The organism is uncultured Pontibacter sp., from assembly GCF_947492645.1.
GTDB lineage: Bacteria > Bacteroidota > Bacteroidia > Cytophagales > Hymenobacteraceae > Pontibacter.
The window spans coordinates 70,540-89,039 of the sequence record NZ_CANLMZ010000017.1 but is presented as its reverse complement, the minus strand read 5'-3'; the positions used below and the strand labels follow the sequence as shown (position 1 = coordinate 89,039).

Annotated in this window: 14 protein-coding genes; 12 read left to right on the top strand and 2 right to left on the bottom strand. The window is 48.4% G+C overall.

The features are described 5' to 3' along the window. Positions 1-91 precede the first annotated feature (91 nt). Both glgP and Q1A23_RS19495 read right to left on the bottom strand, forming a co-directional pair. Entirely contained in the window at positions 92-1,744 is a 1,653-nt protein-coding gene (glgP, locus tag Q1A23_RS19500) for an alpha-glucan family phosphorylase (RefSeq protein ID WP_299826568.1), read from the bottom strand. Between the two features lie 286 nt (positions 1,745-2,030). Further along, positions 2,031-2,300 (bottom strand): hypothetical protein, encoded by a 270-nt coding sequence (locus tag Q1A23_RS19495; protein WP_299826566.1) that lies wholly within the window; start codon positions 2,298-2,300, stop codon positions 2,031-2,033. Between the two features lie 516 nt (positions 2,301-2,816). On the opposite strand from Q1A23_RS19495, the gene Q1A23_RS19490 reads away from it, so the two are divergent. The 12 genes from Q1A23_RS19490 to Q1A23_RS19435 all read left to right on the top strand — a co-directional run bounded on the left by Q1A23_RS19490 (position 2,817) and on the right by Q1A23_RS19435 (position 18,426). Further along, complete coding sequence (locus Q1A23_RS19490) at positions 2,817-3,740, top strand: EboA domain-containing protein (RefSeq protein WP_299826564.1); 924 nt, start codon at positions 2,817-2,819, stop codon at positions 3,738-3,740. Positions 3,741-3,783: 43 nt separating this feature from the next. After that, on the top strand, positions 3,784-4,725 hold the full coding sequence (locus Q1A23_RS19485; RefSeq protein WP_299826563.1) for a TatD family hydrolase: 942 nt from the start codon (positions 3,784-3,786) through the stop codon (positions 4,723-4,725). A 4-nt stretch (positions 4,726-4,729) separates the two neighbouring features. Next, positions 4,730-5,638 carry a UbiA-like protein EboC gene (eboC, locus tag Q1A23_RS19480; RefSeq protein ID WP_299826561.1) on the top strand — a complete coding sequence of 303 codons (909 nt, stop codon included), beginning with the start codon at positions 4,730-4,732 and terminating at the stop codon, positions 5,636-5,638. 102 nt (positions 5,639-5,740) lie between these two features. Beyond that, a complete protein-coding gene (locus tag Q1A23_RS19475; RefSeq protein ID WP_299826559.1) occupies positions 5,741-6,928 on the top strand; it encodes a 3-dehydroquinate synthase in 1,188 nt (395 codons plus the stop codon). Between the two features lie 41 nt (positions 6,929-6,969). Continuing rightward, positions 6,970-8,247 (top strand): metabolite traffic protein EboE, encoded by a 1,278-nt coding sequence (gene eboE / locus Q1A23_RS19470; protein ID WP_299826557.1) that lies wholly within the window; start codon positions 6,970-6,972, stop codon positions 8,245-8,247. After that, a complete protein-coding gene (locus Q1A23_RS19465; RefSeq protein ID WP_363322091.1) occupies positions 8,192-9,598 on the top strand; it encodes a nucleotide pyrophosphatase/phosphodiesterase family protein in 1,407 nt (468 codons plus the stop codon). Before eboE ends, Q1A23_RS19465 begins: the two co-directional genes overlap by 56 nt. A gap of 166 nt (positions 9,599-9,764) precedes the next feature. Beyond that, complete coding sequence (locus Q1A23_RS19460; RefSeq protein WP_299826555.1) at positions 9,765-10,082, top strand: hypothetical protein; 318 nt, start codon at positions 9,765-9,767, stop codon at positions 10,080-10,082. 1 nt (position 10,083) lies between these two features. Continuing rightward, positions 10,084-10,578 (top strand): DUF2231 domain-containing protein, encoded by a 495-nt coding sequence (locus tag Q1A23_RS19455; protein ID WP_299826554.1) that lies wholly within the window; start codon positions 10,084-10,086, stop codon positions 10,576-10,578. A gap of 128 nt (positions 10,579-10,706) precedes the next feature. Continuing rightward, positions 10,707-11,138 carry a hypothetical protein gene (locus Q1A23_RS19450; protein ID WP_299826552.1) on the top strand — a complete coding sequence of 144 codons (432 nt, stop codon included), beginning with the start codon at positions 10,707-10,709 and terminating at the stop codon, positions 11,136-11,138. 99 nt (positions 11,139-11,237) lie between these two features. Further along, positions 11,238-15,002, top strand: coding sequence for an efflux RND transporter permease subunit (locus Q1A23_RS19445; protein ID WP_299826550.1), 3,765 nt, complete (start codon positions 11,238-11,240; stop codon positions 15,000-15,002). 210 nt (positions 15,003-15,212) lie between these two features. Beyond that, a complete protein-coding gene (locus tag Q1A23_RS19440; RefSeq protein ID WP_299826548.1) occupies positions 15,213-16,682 on the top strand; it encodes a TolC family protein in 1,470 nt (489 codons plus the stop codon). Then, positions 16,666-18,426, top strand: coding sequence for an efflux RND transporter periplasmic adaptor subunit (locus Q1A23_RS19435; RefSeq protein ID WP_299826546.1), 1,761 nt, complete (start codon positions 16,666-16,668; stop codon positions 18,424-18,426). Before Q1A23_RS19440 ends, Q1A23_RS19435 begins: the two co-directional genes overlap by 17 nt. Positions 18,427-18,500: the final 74 nt, after the last annotated feature.

Here is an 18,500-nt window from a genome sequence, read left to right as displayed (position 1 = left end):
CAACACAAACGTATTGGAGGTCTCAAATTAAAAAGTAATTTCGTCTCAAACCCGTCAACTTATATCAGGACGAGACAGTATTTAATGCTCTTTAGTAATTATACATTTTCTCATAATACTCATGCGCCATTCTATCGGCATCAAAAGCAGGAATGACATCGCGCATACTTTGCTTTACAATACTCAGCCAATGATCAGGGTTGCTGTAATATGTCTGAATGATTTCCTGCTCCAGTATGCGCATCATATTTTCATAATCAATATCGTCCTGCACATGGTCTGGCAAAGTAGTATCCACAATCGGAAGTATAAAGCTGTTTTCGCCGTGGCGTGAGAACTCCGGTATCCACCCGTCCTGCACCGAAAAGTTAACAGAGCCATTCATAGCCGCCGTCATACCGCTTGTGCCAGAGGCCTCGCGAGGGCGCCGTGGCGTGTTCAACCATACATCAGAACCTTGCTTTAAGAGGCGCGACAATCCTAGTTCATAACCAGTTAGCACCGCTACGTTATCTCGCTTGTACGACATCTTTACAAGTTTATTGAATGTCTGAACAGCGCCGTGGTCGAATGGGTATGGCTTACCTGCCCATATTACCTGCACCGGGTAGTCAGGGTTACTTATCAGCCTGAAAAAACGCTCCGCGTCCCGAAGAAGTAAATCAGCACGTTTATAAGCAGCAAAGCGGCGTGCCCATACAATGGTCAATACTTCTGGCCTGAACAGCTTGCCCGATTGGTTTGCCACTACCTCAAACAGCTGCTTCTTCATTTCGCTTTTGCGCCGCTTTAAGGCTGCATCATCATTCTGGTTTAAGGCATCCTGCATGGTTTTATCCATCCAGTAAGGTACGTTCTGGGCGTTGGTAATAGCTTTTATTTCGCAAACACCCTCGTTATCGTACCACATGGTGCGGGCTACCTCGCCATGCAACTGCGACACACCGTTAGAAACTTTAGATAATCGCAGAGCCGCCAAAGTATGATTAAACATAAGCGCATGCATGCCAGTAATTCTTCGGGCTTCCTCTAAGGGCACACCATTAAAAAAGCCCATCTGGTCCAGCAAGTGTATGTCGTGCTCTTCGTTTCCGGCCTTTTCGGGGGTGTGCGTTGTAAACACCATGTGCTTGCGCACTTCTTCTACATTCCTAAATCTTTTGTAGAGATGGAAGGCTAATGGCAGCGCATGCCCTTCGTTCATGTGGTAGATTTCGGCACCTCCCAAGGCCTCAACCACCTTGGCTCCGCCAATGCCTAACACGATGCTTTGCGCAATACGCGCCATCGGCTCCGGGTCGTAAAGCCGCTGCGTGATGGTTTGTGCTAAGTGGTCATTTTCCGGAACCTCCGTCGTTAGAAAGTACATGGGCACCGTACCGAATATCTCCGGTTTCAGTACCATGGCCTTAACCATTACAGGATGTTCGTTTACCTCTACTTCCACGGTAATGCCACTATACTCCAGGTAATTGTAATACTTCTTCTGGAACAGCACGCGCATGGTCTGGTCCTCGCTTCGTTCCTGGTCGTAGTAGCCATACTTCCAGAGCATGCCAATGCCGATCATGTCCTGGCGCAGGTCAAAAGCGCTGCGCATATGGGAACCAGCTAAAAAGCCCAACCCACCAGAATATGTTTTAAGCGCCTGGTGTATCGCAAACTCCATACTAAAGTAGGCTACCCTCTTCGTATACCTTTTATCTATGTCGTGCGGGTGTGACCATTTGTTGTACTGTGTCATTTCCGTCTCGGTTTAAGTTAAAGCAAGTATAAAGTATAGATTGCCTGCCTGTTCTGGCAGCGCCTTTATATAAATGCATACTACATGGCTACGCCAATCCGCTCTAAACTGATACAGTTTACCCCATATTATATCAACAACCCCTTTAGAATGATGCAGGATAAGTATAAAAAGTAAATGCAAACCGTTAGCCTGGCATTATGGATGGTGCAATTGCAATACTAAAGTACGGGCACAAAAAAACCGCTCCGAAAGGGAGCGGTTACACCTCTATAATAAGTAATTATTACTTAAGCTCTTTGTAAAGCTTCTTGCTTTTAACGCTTAGCGAAAACCAGTCGTAGTTATTGCGGAGCATCTGAAAGTTACTTCCTTCTACTACCCCATTCATACCCTTTTCGCTAAGTGCCTGTGCCAGTACATCATCCTCAATCACGAATGAATCTACTACCATTCCTTCCCGCACAAAGGAGCACTTCAGACCTTGGTCTTCATTCTTGTACAACAACACATGGCTGTCTCCCAGGCCATTCTTAAGTCTATCTAATTCTTTCATTTGTTTTAATTACAACCTTATCACATTTTATCGGCCTGCAAAGTTCAATTTATAAAAAGAAAATTCTTATTTATTAATGATTTTATAAGTTAGAATATCAATTTAATGGGTAAATAAAGGACAATAAGAGGTAAAAGGTGTAAAGCAACACATTTACTACAACTCACCCATCTATACTCAGCTACTGTTAAGGTACTTAAGTCTTTCATAACCAATCATACATAGTGCCTGATTACACTTTTTAATAGCTGGGACTACCATCGTAGCGAGTGAGGCGCCTTAGCATCTTTGGGAAAAAACAGTACAATTTTATCAAACCTTCTGGATATGGTTTCGTAAAAGGAAACCAGTAATTATTGAAATGCTATATAGCTTTCAACTTTTGGCCCTAACACTTCTTACTTACGCTCCAATTATACTTCAGGGAAAGCTGTGTGTTTTTCTCTGGCAGTTGTTGTACCAGGATGCAAAGCATAGCTGTTAATGCCAGCAGTTGAGTCTAAAACCCGGACTTACATGAGTACTACTTCTACACCAACCGTTTTATACCAGGCAGACATCAGCGCGGTAAAGGAATTTTTAAAAGATCTAATCCGCAAAACTGCCTCACCGGAGAGTATAGAGTGGCTTACACAGAAACTGACACTTGTCTCTTCAAACGCCTATCAGGCCAAAGACCTCTACCTTGCTTTTAGTGCTGCACCACGTTTTGTTGGCAAAGAGAATTTACAGGTAAACAAACAAGACCTGCAACAGGCAACTGATATCAGGGCCGGCTTTAACCCATCAAACTGGACAACTGCACAGGCAGCCCGTACCATACTTATACTTTCTATACCACATCAGAACCCGGAAACATACCTTGCAACCATAGAAAAACTGTTTAATACAGCTGATATGGGCGAACTGGTAGCCTTGTATGCTGCATTGCCTTTGCTGCCGCACCCAGAGCAGTTCAGGAAAAGAGCCTCTGAGGGGGTGCGTACAAATATGGGAGATGTGTATGAGGCTGTTGCGCTGAACAACCCTTACCCTTCCGATTACATGGAAGAAGATGCCTGGAACCAAATGGTGCTTAAAACCTTGTTTGTAGGCAAGCCAATCTATCGTATTTACGGCATCGAGAAGCGTGTGAACCCTAAATTGGCCCGCATGCTGAGTGATTACGCCCATGAACGCTGGGCAGCCGGCCGTACCGTGTCGCCGGAGCTTTGGCGCTCTGTTGGCCCCTACTTAGACGACACGCTGCTAAACGACGTCAAGAAGCTTTTTGCACAGCCAAACGACCTCGAAAAAGCAGCAGCAGCTCTTGCCTGCACCCAAAGCAACTTTGCCCCTGCCCAGGAATTACTGAATGAGCACGCAACACTTAAAGAAAGTGTAATGCGCGGCGAAATCACCTGGGACCTTATCGGCAACAGACTTTTAGAGATAAACTAACATACTTCTTCATCAACCTTTACACTTAACAACCCTTAGCCTTATGAACCCACACAACCTCATGTTGATTGATCCGCATATACATATGACATCCCGCACCACAGACGACTACCAGCGTATGCGCCAGGCAGGCATTGTGGCAATTATAGAACCCGCTTTCTGGCTGGGTCAACCCCGTACCGAAGTAGGCTCTTTTAAAGACTACTTCAGCAGTTTGGTTGGGTGGGAACGCTTCAGGGCAAGTCAATTTGGCATTAAGCATTACTGCACCATCGGCCTTAACTCCAAAGAGGCGAACAACGAAGCACTTGCTGAGCAGGTAATGGAACTGCTGCCGCTTTTTGTTTGCAAAGAAGGCGTGGTTGGCATAGGCGAGATCGGGTACGACGACCAGACACCCGCAGAGGACAGGTTCTTCCGTGCCCAACTGGATCTTGCCCGTGAAGTTGGCCTGCCGGTGCAGGTACACACCCCGCACCGCGATAAAAAAGCCGGCACTATTACAAGTATGGAAGTATGCCTGGAGCATGGCATAGCACCTGATATGGTTATAATTGATCATAATAACGAAGAAACTGTGCGCGATGTGCTGGACCGCGGCTTCTGGGCTGCCTTTACTATCTACCCGAACTCTAAAATGGGTAACGAACGCATGGTAGAGATTGTGAAGCAGTATGGTTCTGAGCGCATCATCGTAAACAGCTCCGCAGACTGGGGTGTTTCTGACCCGCTTTCTGTTCCTAAAACGGCTTCGCTGATGCTCGAGAAAGGTATAAGCATTGAGGATGTGCGTAAGGTTTGTTACCAGAATGCGTTGGATGCCTTTGGCAAGAGTGGCCAGATGCATGAGTCGGATTGGCTTACTCCTGCTACAGTAGACCAGCGTGAGAAATTCTCCGACAACTCTGTGCTTCGCGGCGGACAAACCCCGGTAATTGGCGAAATAAAAGCTGATACTGTGCTGGAATCAAACATTGTACGTTAAGCAGATGATAACTTTTAAAGCTTACCTGAGGCTGATGCGCCCTGCCAACATTGTAACGGCCGTCGCTGATATTATGATGGGCTTTGCGGCATCAGGTGCCTTATATTCTATCACTTTAATGGAAAATGGCTTTATGCCGGAATACCTGCAGCCGCTTAGCTTGCTGGTGCTGGCAACTATTGGCCTGTATGGTGGTGGCGTGGTGTTTAACGATGTGTTTGATGCCGAACTGGATAAAGTGGAGCGTCCGGAAAGACCCATACCTAGCGGAAGAGCAAGTATAGCCGGTGCAAGTATACTAGGTGCCATACTTTTAGCAGGTGGTATACTGGCAGCCTGGCAGGTATCGGTGGTAAGTGCAGTTATTGCTGTAGCTATTGCCTTACTTGCCCTGCTCTACGACTGGAAGGGAAAACACAATACCTTACTTGGCCCTGTAAACATGGGTGCCTGCCGTGGCGGCAACTTATTGCTTGGCGTTAGTGCCATACCTGCCATGGTAGAAAATCTTTGGTTTATTGCGCTTATCCCTATCGTATACATTGCCGCCATAACCATGGTAAGCCGTGGCGAGGTGCATGGTGGAAATACAGCTGCCTTAAAAGGGGCACTACTCATGTACCTGATGGTTTTTGCAGGCATCTTCAGCCTTGGTTTGCTGCCGCAGTTTAACCTGCTGTACAGTATCCCGTTTCTGCTGTTGTTCGCTTACCTTATTTTCCCTCCGTTGGTGCGGGCATTGCCTGCCAAAGAGCCTAAATTAATTTTTAAAGCTGTAAAGGCCGGTATACTTGCCCTTATTGTGATGAACGCAAGTATAGCAGCTGGTTTTGCCGGCTGGCAGTACGGCCTGATAGTGCTGCTGCTGCTACCGGTATCCATTTACATAGCCCGAAACTTTAGCGTAACTTAAATGAAATACCTTTTTAAAGCGTCTTGCCTCATTTTCCGCAAGATCAATTCATACTTACAACATTAGCTTATACTTCCGATTACCTTTTAACCACCACCCCTTATGCATAACACGATAGAACAAGAGTTTTCAGTAAAGTTCAGGTACGGGGTATACTTTACACAAAGCCTTTTTGCAGCCGACAATACGCTGCTAACAGATATTTTAACACAAAGCCATACTTCCGGCGCACCGGCTAAAGTGCTTTTTGTAGTTGATAGCGGCGTAGCCAATGCTAACCCGGAGTTGCTGCAGCAAATTAACAATTACGCTACTAACCATACACAAAGTATAAACCTGGTGGCTGAGCCACTTCTCATACCTGGTGGCGAGGAGTCTAAGAACAACCCGATATACTTGCAGCAAATATTGCAAGCAGTAAATGAGTTTGGCGTTTGCAGGCATTCCTATCTTGTAGCCATCGGCGGTGGCGCTATTTTAGATCTTGCTGGCTTTGCCGCTACCATCGCGCACCGTGGCATCCGCCACATCCGCATTCCAACTACAGTACTATCGCAGAACGACTCCGGTGTGGGTGTAAAAAACAGCATCAACGCCTTTGGCAAAAAGAATTTCATTGGCACGTTTGCCCCGCCAGTAGCCGTTATAAACGACAGCGATTTTTTGCTAACCCTGGATGACTGTGATTGGCGGGCTGGCATTTCGGAAGCTGTAAAAGTGGCCCTTATCAAAGATGCCGCCTTTTATCAAAGTATAAAACAAGACGCTGAGAAACTGGCAAACCGGGATATGGAAGCCATGCAGCGCCTGATTCATCGCTGCGCCGAACTGCACGTGCAGCACATCGGAGGCACCGATCCGTTTGAGACAGGCTCGTCGCGCCCGCTGGACTTTGGCCATTGGGCAGCTCATAAACTGGAGCAACTTAGCAATTATAACCTGAGACACGGCGAAGCAGTAGCCATCGGTATTGCCTTGGATGTAACCTATTCCTACTTAAAAGGCATGATCACACAAGCAGAATGCGATGATGTACTGCACCTGCTACAGATACTTGGCTTTGACTTGTTCACTCCTGAGTTATTAGACCAGCAGGATCCATTCAGCCAATTATCTGTAATTGAAGGTCTGCGCGAGTTTCAGGAGCACCTTGGTGGGCAACTTACCATTATGCTGCTGAACAAACTAGGTGCAGGCCAGGAAGTACACCACATGGATGAACTTCTGATTCTGAAAGCCATTCAGCAGTTGCACATCATTCATCAACCGCAAGTACTGGCACAGGCGTAAGTATAAAAACATCAAACTTCTCACCTTTACCTTAAACAAGCATGCAATTAGCAAAAGGATATCACCTCACGTATTGCACCAACATCCACCCCGGTGAAACATGGGAGGAGGTATTCCTTTCGCTAAAGCAGTACTTGCCGTCGCTTAAAAAAGCAATATCCCCGAACAAACCGTTTGGCATTGGCTTGCGCCTCTCTAACAAGGCATCCGAGGATATTATGAAAGATAATCTGCTACAGGAGTTTAAGGTATGGCTAGAGCATCATGGCTTGTATGTTTTTACGATGAATGGCTTTCCGTATGGCGGCTTTCATCACCAGGAGGTTAAGGATAATGTGCACAAGCCCGATTGGACCACGGAAGAAAGGGTAGCCTATACGATGCGCCTGGCAAACATCCTGGCAGAGCTTTTACCGGAAAATATGGAGGGCGGTATCTCCACGTCTCCCCTCTCTTACAAACCCTGGTTTGTAGATGCTGACGATTTCAAGATGAACTCTGTTTATACTTTGTGCACCGATAATCTGCTGCAGGTGGCAGAGGGGCTTTATGAGCTTAAAAGCAGAACGGGCAAAACCATACACCTGGACCTGGAGCCGGAGCCGGATGGTTTCCTAGAAAACTCAGATGAGGTAGTGGCTTTATTTGAAGATTGGCTGTTGCCGAAGGGCGTTGAGCGCCTGCAAACAAGCAAAGGCTTGCCAGAAGCTAAGGCAAAAGAAGCTATACTTACACACCTGCAACTTTGCTACGATGTCTGCCATTTTGCCCTTGCCTACGAAAATCCTGCTCATACTTTCCGTAAGCTGGAAAAAGCAGGTATAAAGATTGGTAAAATACAGTTAAGTGCAGCCCTTAAAACTAACTTGCCTGAGGATGTAGAAACACGGGGCGAGATTGCCGAAACGTTGAATTCATTAGCTGAATCAACGTACCTGCACCAGGTGGTAGAGCGTAGTAATATTGATGAACTTACCCACTACCCCGACCTAACCTTCGCACTTCAACACATTCGTAAACCAAATGCGGTAGAATGGCGCACACATTTCCATGTACCGCTTTTTACGAAGGCGTACAACAGTTTACAATCTACGCAGGATGATGTGCTCGATGTTTTGGCTCTTTTGCAAAAACACCCTGTAACGCAGCACCTGGAGGTAGAAACCTATACTTGGGAAGTTCTTCCTGAAGAAATCAAAACAGATTTACCCGAATCCATTCAGCGCGAGTTGCAATGGGTTCTGCAAAGTATAAACCACGCACATGATGCAGAAGACAGTAGTTCTGAACGTAGTAGGACTAACGAAATCACTCATTAGTAACAATACCCCATTCATTCAAAAATGGGCAGCAGAAGCACAGCAGGCAAGTATAAAACCTGCCATACCGGCTGTTACCTGCACCGCACAAAGCACCTATTTAACCGGTAAGTGGCCCGAAGAGCACGGCATTGTTGCCAATGGCTGGTATTTTCGAGATGAAGATGAGATAAAACTGTGGCGACAATCAAACAAACTGGTGCAGGCACCCAAAGTATGGGAGGTGGCCAAAGCCGCAAACCCTGACTTTACCGTGGCCAACATGGGCTGGTGGTACAATATGAACACCACCGCAGATTATACGTTAACGCCGCGCCCGCAGTACCTGGCCGATGGCCGCAAACTCCCTGACTGCTATACCCAACCCGCTGACCTGCGCGACACGCTGCAGGCAAAGTTGGGTACGTTTCCGCTGTTTAACTACTGGGGTCCGAAAACAAGTATAAAATCTAGTAAATGGATTGCAGATGCCTCCAAGATCACCGACGATCTATACAACCCAACGCTTACCCTCGTCTACCTGCCCCACCTCGACTACAACCTGCAACGCCTGGGCCCATCAGACCCGCGCATTGCCAAAGACCTGCAGGAAATAGATGCTGTGGTAGGTGACCTGATTAACTTTTACGAAGCAAAAGGTGCACAGTTGATGGTACTGTCGGAGTATGGCATTTCGGATGTGAACCAGCCGGTGCACCTGAACCGCGTGCTGCGCCAACATGGCTACATACAGGTGCGTGTAGAACGTGGTACCGAATTACTGGATACTGCTATGAGCACGGCCTTTGCCGTTGCCGATCACCAGCTGGCCCACGTGTACATCCACGAGAAATCAAAAATAGCAGAGGTAAAGGCGTTGCTGCAACAGCAGGACGGCGTAGCCGAAGTGCTGGCCGGCGAAGAACGCAACAAGTATAACCTGGCACACGAAAGATGTGGCGACCTGGTGGTTCTAGCCAAACCTAATGCCTGGTTCACCTACTACTTCTGGCTCGACGATAAGAAAGCACCCGACTATGCCCGCATGGTAGACATCCATAAAAAGCCAGGCTACGACCCGGTAGAGATGTTTATCGACCCGAAAATAAAATTCCCTGTGCCACTGGTGGTGGGCAAGTTACTAAGGAAAAAGCTGGGCTTCAGAACTGTATTGGATATTATTCCGCTGGATGCCACGCTGGTAAAAGGCTCGCATGGTGTACTGCCAGAAAACAAAAACGAGTGGCCGCTGCTGCTTACCAAGTATAAACAGGAACTGCCGGAGCAGGTGCAAGCTGTAGATGTGTTCCATCTTATACTTGATCACCTGCAGGTGCCACAATTAAAGCAGCAGGAGTTGGCCGAAGTATAAGTGCCGCTGATAATGCAAAGTATAGCCATTATTTGAACCGTAAAGTATGGCTACAGATTCGGTGGATGAGGAAAAACTAAACGATTAGACCCTTGTAGCAGCAGCTTCGTACTAGTAGTGTTTCTAAATATATATAAAATTGATAATCAATTTAAAACCTAAAACTATGAACCGCATAAAACCGCTATTACTGGCATTCCTTTTTATGGTTCCATTCCTGTTTGCCTGCGAAAGCGGCACCGATGTAGTGGAGTCTGGCACCTACCAGGGCACTGTAGATAAAGTGGTACCGGAAAAGAGAGAGATCTATGTAAAAACCGACGACAACAAACGCCTGGAGTTATACTTTACCGACAACACCAGCCTTACCAGAAACGGCCAGACTGTTGAGTTTGATCAGCTGAAAGAAGGTGGTAAGGTAGAAGTGCAGGTAGAGAAAACCGGCCAGCGCCTCGACCCTGTTGCAGTTACTATACTGGAATAGCATGCCCGAACCAACCTTCTGGCGAACTGAAGTATGGCACCCGCTCACGGTACATTTCCCGATAGCGCTGCTTACGTTTGCTACTATCGTTAAACTGATTGCTGTATTCTTAAAGCCCGCTTCTGCTGATTTCTGGCAGAAGATGGGCTCTTTTTTATTATATACCGGCACCCTGGCCGCCTGGCTAAGTGTATTTACCGGCGACCTGGCCGATGGCGTGGTTTCGCGCAAAATTTGCGACCCAACCGTTTTAAAAGACCATGAGCGCTTTGCCGAGCTTATGACCTATACTTTTACGGCAGCGGCTTTTCTGGACCTGGCCGTGCATACCGGTATGCTGAAGTATAAACCACGACTGCTAAAGTTTCTGATCTTATTGTTACTTGTTACCGGCACAGGCTTTTTAACTTACGCAGGCCACCTGGGCGCACGCGTCGTTTACCAGCAGGCAGGCGGCGTATATGTACCTTCTGCAGATTGCGCAGAGTTTAATTAACCTGCTTTATATCGCCTTACAGTTACCTTTTGCCGAAACGCCTGAGAAAAGATGTAAAAGTTTTACTTAATTGTGTAAGTTTGAGTACTGCTTAAGGCTATACCTTTGCAACAAGTATAAAATCAAACATGAAACTATATCGCCGGATCATACTGCTAACCCTAACGCTGCTGGTGCTCGTCTCCTCGACGGGTATGGCTGTAGGTATGCATATTTGTGACGGCGAACTGCGCGATATTACTTTCTTCGGTGCTGAGGCAGATTGCCCGATGGAGAAGGAAAAAGAGGTTATTCCACCCTGCCATGCTCCTAAACAGGATGCTGATGACAAAGCCTGCTGCGAAGACCACCAGGTTATAGTGGAACGGCAGGATGTAGCCGCCAAACACAAGGTATTATCCCTTAGTAAACTGCAGGACCTTCAGCTGATGGCTGTGGTAAAGGCAGTTGTTTTCCAGTTTTATACTTCTGATAAAGACTTAAAGCCAACGTACGCGCTTTACGAGTCTCCCCCGCTGGCCCGCGACATACCGGTGCTGGTGCAGTCTTTCCTGCTATAAATCCCGCTTTACTTCGATACTATACTTGCCGCACAGGCTGGTATAGTTTGCTGCTGTCTTTACAGTAGCTATACTTCTTTGTATTCAATCGAATAAAGCATGTTAAACAGCATTATAAAGTTTTTCCTGGAGCAGAAACTGGTTACAGTTTTGCTCCTGCTACTTATAGTTGGCTGGGGTATTGTAGTGGCTCCTTTCAACTGGAATGTGAATTTTCTGCCCCGCGACCCTGTACCTGTCGATGCCATTCCGGACATCGGTGAGAACCAGCAGATCATCTTCACCGAATGGATGGGCCGTTCTCCGCAGGACGTGGAGGACCAGATTACCTATCCGCTTACTACTTCCCTTCTAGGAATGCCGGGTGTGAAAACCATCCGCTCTACCTCCATGTTCGGCTTCTCGAGCATCTACGTCATCTTCGACGAGGATACCGAATATTACTGGAGCCGATCCCGCATTCTGGAGAAATTAAACTCCCTGCCAAACGACCTGCTGCCAGCTGAAGTAACGCCAAAGCTTGGCCCTGATGCCACGGCGCTGGGACAAGTATACTGGTATACTTTAGAGGGCCGAGATGAGAACGGCAAACCGGCTGGTGGCTGGGACCTGCACGAGTTGCGCACTATCCAGGATTATTATGTACGGTATTCATTGTCTGGTGCCGAGGGTGTGGCTGAGGTAGCCTCGGTGGGTGGCTATATAAAAGAGTACCAGGTTGATCTGGATCCGGTGGCCATGAAGGCAAACAACATCTCGATGATGGAGGTGATGACAGCCCTGCAGAACAGCAACCAGGATGTAGGTGCTAATACGGTAGAAATAAACCAGGTGGAGTACCTTGTGCGTGGCCTGGGCTATGTTAAAGACTTATCTGACATTGAGGATGCAGTTGTAAAAGTAACCTCCAACGTCCCAATCCGCATCCGTGATATTGCCCGCGTAAACATAGGTCCTGCCGACAGATCGATGCTGGGCATACTGGATAAAGGCGGTGCAGAGGCTGTGGGTGGTGTGGTAATTGCCCGCTACGGTGATAACCCACTAGCTGTGATCGGTAACGTAAAAGAGAAGCTCGATGAGATCGCTGCCGGTTTGCCAAGTAAAAAGCTGGCCGACGGACGTACCTCCAAAGTTACCGTGGTGCCTTTCTACGACCGCACCCAACTGATCAACGAAACGCTGGGCACGCTGAACTCCGCCATCATACTTCAGATCCTGATCACCATTATTGTGATCATCGTGATGGTGTACAACCTGCGTGCGTCCCTGCTGATCTCTGCCCTGCTGCCCCTGGCGGTGTTGATGACCTTTATCATGATGAAGTACTTCAGCGTGGATGCCAACATAGTAGCCCTATCTGGTATTGCCATTGCCATTGGTACGATGGTGGATCTGGGTATTATCCTCAACGAGAACATCCTGCGGCACATGGACGAGGCACCTCCGGGGCAATCGCTGCTGAAGACGGTGTACGATGCCACTACCGAGGTTGCCACGGCCATACTTACAGCGGTTTCTACTACCATCGTCAGCTTCTTGCCGGTATTTACTTTGGAGGCCGCAGAAGGCAAACTGTTTGGTCCGCTGGCCTTTACCAAGACCTTTGCGCTGGTGGCTTCACTTATCTTTACCATCCTCATCATGCCGGCCTTTGCACACTCCATCTTCAGTTTGAGGTCGAGAAATGTAGCCTGGACAAAGGTGATGAATATCACGCTGCTCGTAATCGGTTTGATAGCCTTGTTTATACTTCCGCTGGCAGGTGTCACGCTTATACTTGTAGCCATCAACAATCTGCTTAACCATTACCAGCCGGAAAAGTATGGCAGGTACCATACACCTGTCATGGTGGGCATTGCGGTTTTGGCGGTTAGCTGGTTACTGGCTTCGGAGTGGTTGCCGCTGGGCGTGTCAGTCAGTCTCGTTGTAAATTTCCTGTTCATCCTGCTGGTCATCGGTTTGGTGTTGGGTACATTCTCCCTGTTCATCAAAGCATACCCACGTATACTTATGTGGTGCCTGGCCAACAAGGGTAAATTCATGGCGATTCCTGTCTTTATCATGCTGCTGGGGCTGCTGATCTGGGTTGGTTTTAACGAGGTGTTCGGCTGGGTAGCCAACGGTTTCGACAAGACTGGCTACAACATCAGAACCTCCTCTCCCTGGAGTGGTTTGGTGCATACTTTCCCGGGCATGGGCGAAGAGTTTATGCCTTCCCTGGATGAAGGTGCTTTCCTGCTGATGCCTACCTCCATGCCGCACTCCGGCGTAGAGGCCAACAAGCGCATCGTGCAGCAGCTGGACATGATGATCACGGCCATACCTGAGGTGGAGATGACTGTAGGCAAAGCAGGTCGTGCCGAAACTGCCCTGGACCCTGCCCCTATGTCGATGTACGAAAACGTTATACAGTACAAATCGGAGTATAAAACTGACGCCAACGGCAGGAAACTGCGTTTTAAAGTAGATGATGAAGGGGAGTTTGTAAGGGATGCGAACGGTGAGTTGGTAGAGGATAACCGAGGTGAATACTACCGTCAATGGCGCGACCACATCAGAACACCGGATGATATCTGGAACGAGATCGTGAAAGCTGCCAACATACCGGGTGTAACCTCTGCCCCTAAACTACAGCCCATCGAAACCCGCCTCGTGATGCTGCAAACCGGTATGCGTGCCCCTATGGGTGTAAAAGTATACGGCCCTGATCTGAAAACCATCGAGGACTTTAGTCTGCAGCTGGAGCGGCTGCTAAAAGAGGTGCCATCAGTTAAACCTGAGGCCGTGTTTGCCGACAGGTCGTTGGGTAAACCCTACATGGAGATCGAGCTGAACCGCCAAGCCATGGCCCGCTACGGATTGAATGTGGCCGATGTGCAGGAATATATTGAGGTGGCAATGGGTGGTATGGCCCTGACTACAACTGTAGAAGGTCGTGAACGCTACTCCATTCGTGCCCGCTATGCCAGAGAATATAGAAACGACCCTGAGTCTGTGGACCGCATCATGATCACAACGGCAGGTGGCGCACAGATTCCTTTAGGTGAAATAGCTGAAGTTGTATACCGTCCCGGACCGATGATGATACGCGGCGAAAACTCCTTCCTGACAGGTTATGTGCTACTGGATAAGCGTGACGGTTTTGCTGAAGTATCGGTAGTAGAAGATGCGCAGCATTACCTGAGCCAGAAGATAGAAACAGGTGAGTTGGTAGTACCAGCTGGCGTGAGTTACAAGTTTTCGGGCAATTACGAGAACCAGGTGCGTGCCGAAAAACGTCTGGCAATTGTTATACCGCTGGCTTTGCTGATCATTTTCCTGATCCTATACTTCCAGTTCCGCTCAGTATCTACTACCCTGTTTATTTTCACGGCCATTGCCATGGCTTTTTCGGGTGGTTTTATGATGCTGTGGCTGTACGGGCAGGATTGGTTCTTCAATTTCTCGTTTGGGGATACCAACATGCGCGAGCTGTTCCAGATGCGCGACTTTAACCTGAGCGTAGCCGTTTGGGTAGGCTTCATTGCGTTGTTCGGCATTGCCACCGACGACGGGGTAGTAATGGGCACCTACCTGAAACAGAGCTTTGACAAACTGACGCCGGAATCGAGACAGGAAGTACGAAGTGCAGTACTGGAAGCCGGTATGCGCCGTGTGCGCCCTTGTTTGATGACAACGGCTACTACCCTGCTGGCGCTGCTGCCTGTGCTCACGTCCTCAGGCCGTGGCTCTGACATTATGATACCAATGGCCATCCCAACCTTCGGCGGTATGACGGTAGCCCTGATCACACTCTTTATTGTTCCTGTACTGTACAGCTGGCGGGAGGAATTAAAAGTTAAAAGATCAGTTAATCAATAAGATATTGATATCTCCTATGAAAACTACGCAGCAACGACTTATGCCAGGTGCACTTTACGACGGTCTACTGTTTGAGCGTTCAGCGAGTGGGTGAAGGGGCCCTCGAGAAAGGAGCGTCTTGACTTTTTTGCCTACTTTTTGTGTCAAGACAAAAAGTAGGGCCCAGCCGGCGAGGCGAAAGCTGGCTAAAAGCATTTAATGTATTAAAAGATGAAACAGTTAATAGCAAGTATACTTTTTCTCCTTCTATCCCCCATCCTACTTCAGGCACAAACCCTGGATGATTACCTGATAGAAGCAGGACAAAACAGCTCGCAGCTGAAAGCCCGCTTTGCCGAGTACGAAGCTGCCTTGCAACGTGTGCCCCAGGTAGGTGCGCTACCAGATCCCGAGGCGAACTTCAACTTTTTCCTGAAGCCGATGGAGCGCTTTATGGGAGAGCAGATCGGTGAGGCGTCTGTGATGCAGATGTTTCCGTGGGTTGGCTCGCTGGGCGCGGCAAAAGACGAGGCCTATTACATGGCCCAGATGAAACTTGCAGAATTCAACGAAGCAAAGATCAACCTATACCACGAGGTTCATACTTTCTGGATCAACATCTACCGCATCGATAAAGAAGCTGAATTGCTGGAGAGAGAACTTGAGTTAACCAAAGCTTTGGAACGGATTGCGCTGGCAAAGTATAAATCTGCTCCGGCTAGTAGTGCTTCTGGTGCCTCCAGGCAAAGTGCGCCAGCTCGTACAGGCTCAAGCATGGGCACCACCAACGCAGGAAGCGGCTCTTCGGGTATGGCCGGTATGGGAGGCGGCTCAACAGGAAGCACTCAGGCAAGTAGTGGCAGCAGCATGAGCAGCGGAAGTATGGCTTCCTCTTCTATGGCAAGCTCAGGTACCTCTATGGTGGATGTTATCCTGATACGGGTTCAGATCAAAGAACTGGAAAACAGGCTGCAGCTACTCCGCGACTCCAAAACGCCGCAGGTAATTGCCTTTAATAACATCCTGAACAGAGAGCATAATGCAGAAGTACAGGTGCCGGACACACTTTTACCAGCTGAGTTGCCGGCATCGCTGTCGCTGATACAGGACTCCATACGCCAGAACCACCCCATGCTGAAAATGTATGAGTGGGACGAAAAAGCCAGAGAAGCACAGTACCGCATGGCACAACTGATGGGCAGACCCATGATCGGCGTTGGTTTAAATTACATGGTGTTCCGGCCTCGCACAGACGAAATGACACAGATGCCAATGGGAGGCGAAAATATGGTAATGCCCATGGTATCGGTTACGCTGCCCATTTACAGGGGAAAGTATAATGCGGCCAAACGCGAGGCAGAGTTATCTAAAAAAGCGGCTACTTACCAGAAAGAGGCAACCGAGAAACAGCTGTTTTCTGAGCTAAGCCAACTGCTGTATGAGTACCAGCGCACTACCAGCATGCTTAATTTGTTAAAAGATCAGATAACGCTTAACGAGCAGGCGATCAGGTTGCTTACCACTAACTATTCTGTGGCAGGAGCAGGCATTGAAGACATTTTAAGACAGCGGCAAAGTATACTTACCTACAAACAGCAGCAACTGCAGGCTATTGTAGATCAGCAGTCTGCAGCACACAACATCAGCCGCCTAATGAACACCCATATCTATACAGCATCACAACATGACACCACAAAATAAAAGAACCTTCACCTACATAGCAGTAGCCCTAGGTGGCCTGCTGCTTGGCTGGCTGCTTTTCGGAGGAAGGGCCTCTGAAGAAGCACACGATCATGCCGGTAAAGAAGCTGGCGTGACAGAGTATACCTGCTCCATGCACCCGCAGATACGCCAGAACGAACCGGGCAAATGTCCGCTTTGCGGGATGGATCTGATACCGGTTTCTGCTGCGGCTGGCGGTGGTGAGGCAAGCCCTTATGTGCTGGAAATGACACCAAAGGCCATTGCCCTTGCCAACATTCAAACCTCAGCAGTACAGCGTGCCAATGCAGAGAATGAGCTGACGCTATCAGGTACCGTGCAGCTAAACGAGCAGAAAGTATCCTCTATCACAGCCAAATTCCCGGGCCGCATCGAAAAGCTGTATATAAACTTTACGGGCCAGGAGGTGCGCAGAGGCGAACGGCTGGCATCGGTATATTCTCCGGACCTGATCACAGCGCAGCGCGAACTGCAGGAGGCAGCAAAATCAAAAAACCTGATGCCGGAGCTGTACCAGGCAGCCAGAACAAAACTAAGGCTCTGGAACCTTTCCGACAACCAGATACAGCGCATCGAGAATGCCAACGAGCTGATCACCAACTTCGACATTTATGCGGATGCGGCCGGTGTGGTAACGCAAAGAAGTGTAGCCGTTGGCGATTATGTAAGTACCGGAACTGTGATGTTTGAGGTGGCAAACCTGTCGTCGGTTTGGGTAGTGCTGGATGCCTATGAGACAGACCTTGCCTGGGTAAAAGAGGGCTCAACAGTTAACTTTACTGTACCGGGCATACCTGGTAAGGAGTTTAACGCGAAGGTGGCCTTTGTAACGCCTGTACTGGATGCCAGCACCCGTGCCGTACAGGTGCGTGCCGAGGTTGCCAACCCCGGAAATCAACTAAAACCAGGCATGTTTGCGAACGCAAGTATAAAAACAGCTGCAAAGCCAACAACTGATAGCAATGCCTTAGCGGTGCCACGTACAGCAGTTCTCTGGACCGGCAAACGCTCTGTAGTATACGTTAAGGTTGACCGGGACACGCCAGCCTTTGAAATGCGCGAAGTAACGTTGGGGCCACGTATGGGTGATCTATACCTGGTGGAAGGCGGCCTGAGTGAAGGTGAGCAGGTGGTAACCAATGGGGTATTTGCCGTAGATGGCGCTGCACAACTAAGCGGGAACTATAGTATGATGTCGGCGCCTGCCACCAAGACCATGGAAGTGCCAGAGACATTCAAGAAGCAGCTAAATAATGCCTTGGAGAATTATTATACTTTGAAAGATGCTCTGGTAGCATCTGACCCCGCAGCTGGCAGTAAGGCAGCTGCAGGTTTTACAGCAGCCTTAAACAAAGTGGATATGAGCCAGCTGGATGGCAGCACGCACGCTAAGTGGATGCAGCTGTTACCGGCGCTAAAATCTAATGCCTCCACTATCCAAAAGGAAAAGGCAGTAAACGAGCAGCGTGAGGCATTTAATGTACTTTCAAATCACTTGATTGAGGCAGTAGAAAGCTTTGGCGTTACCGAGGACGCTGTATACAAGCAATGGTGTCCGATGGCTAACAATGACAAAGGTGCATTCTGGCTAAGTGATCAAAAGGAAATTCGTAACCCATACTTTGGCCAGGCTATGTTAACTTGCGGCGAGGTAAAACAAACCTACCGTAAAGGCCAGCGTGTGGCTGCCGATAAAGAGCCGGCACAGGAGCATGTGCATTAGCAAAGTATAGAGGTAGTAATCTGTCATTTCGAACGCATGTGAGAAATCTGAAATATTGCTGGGCTATGAAATGC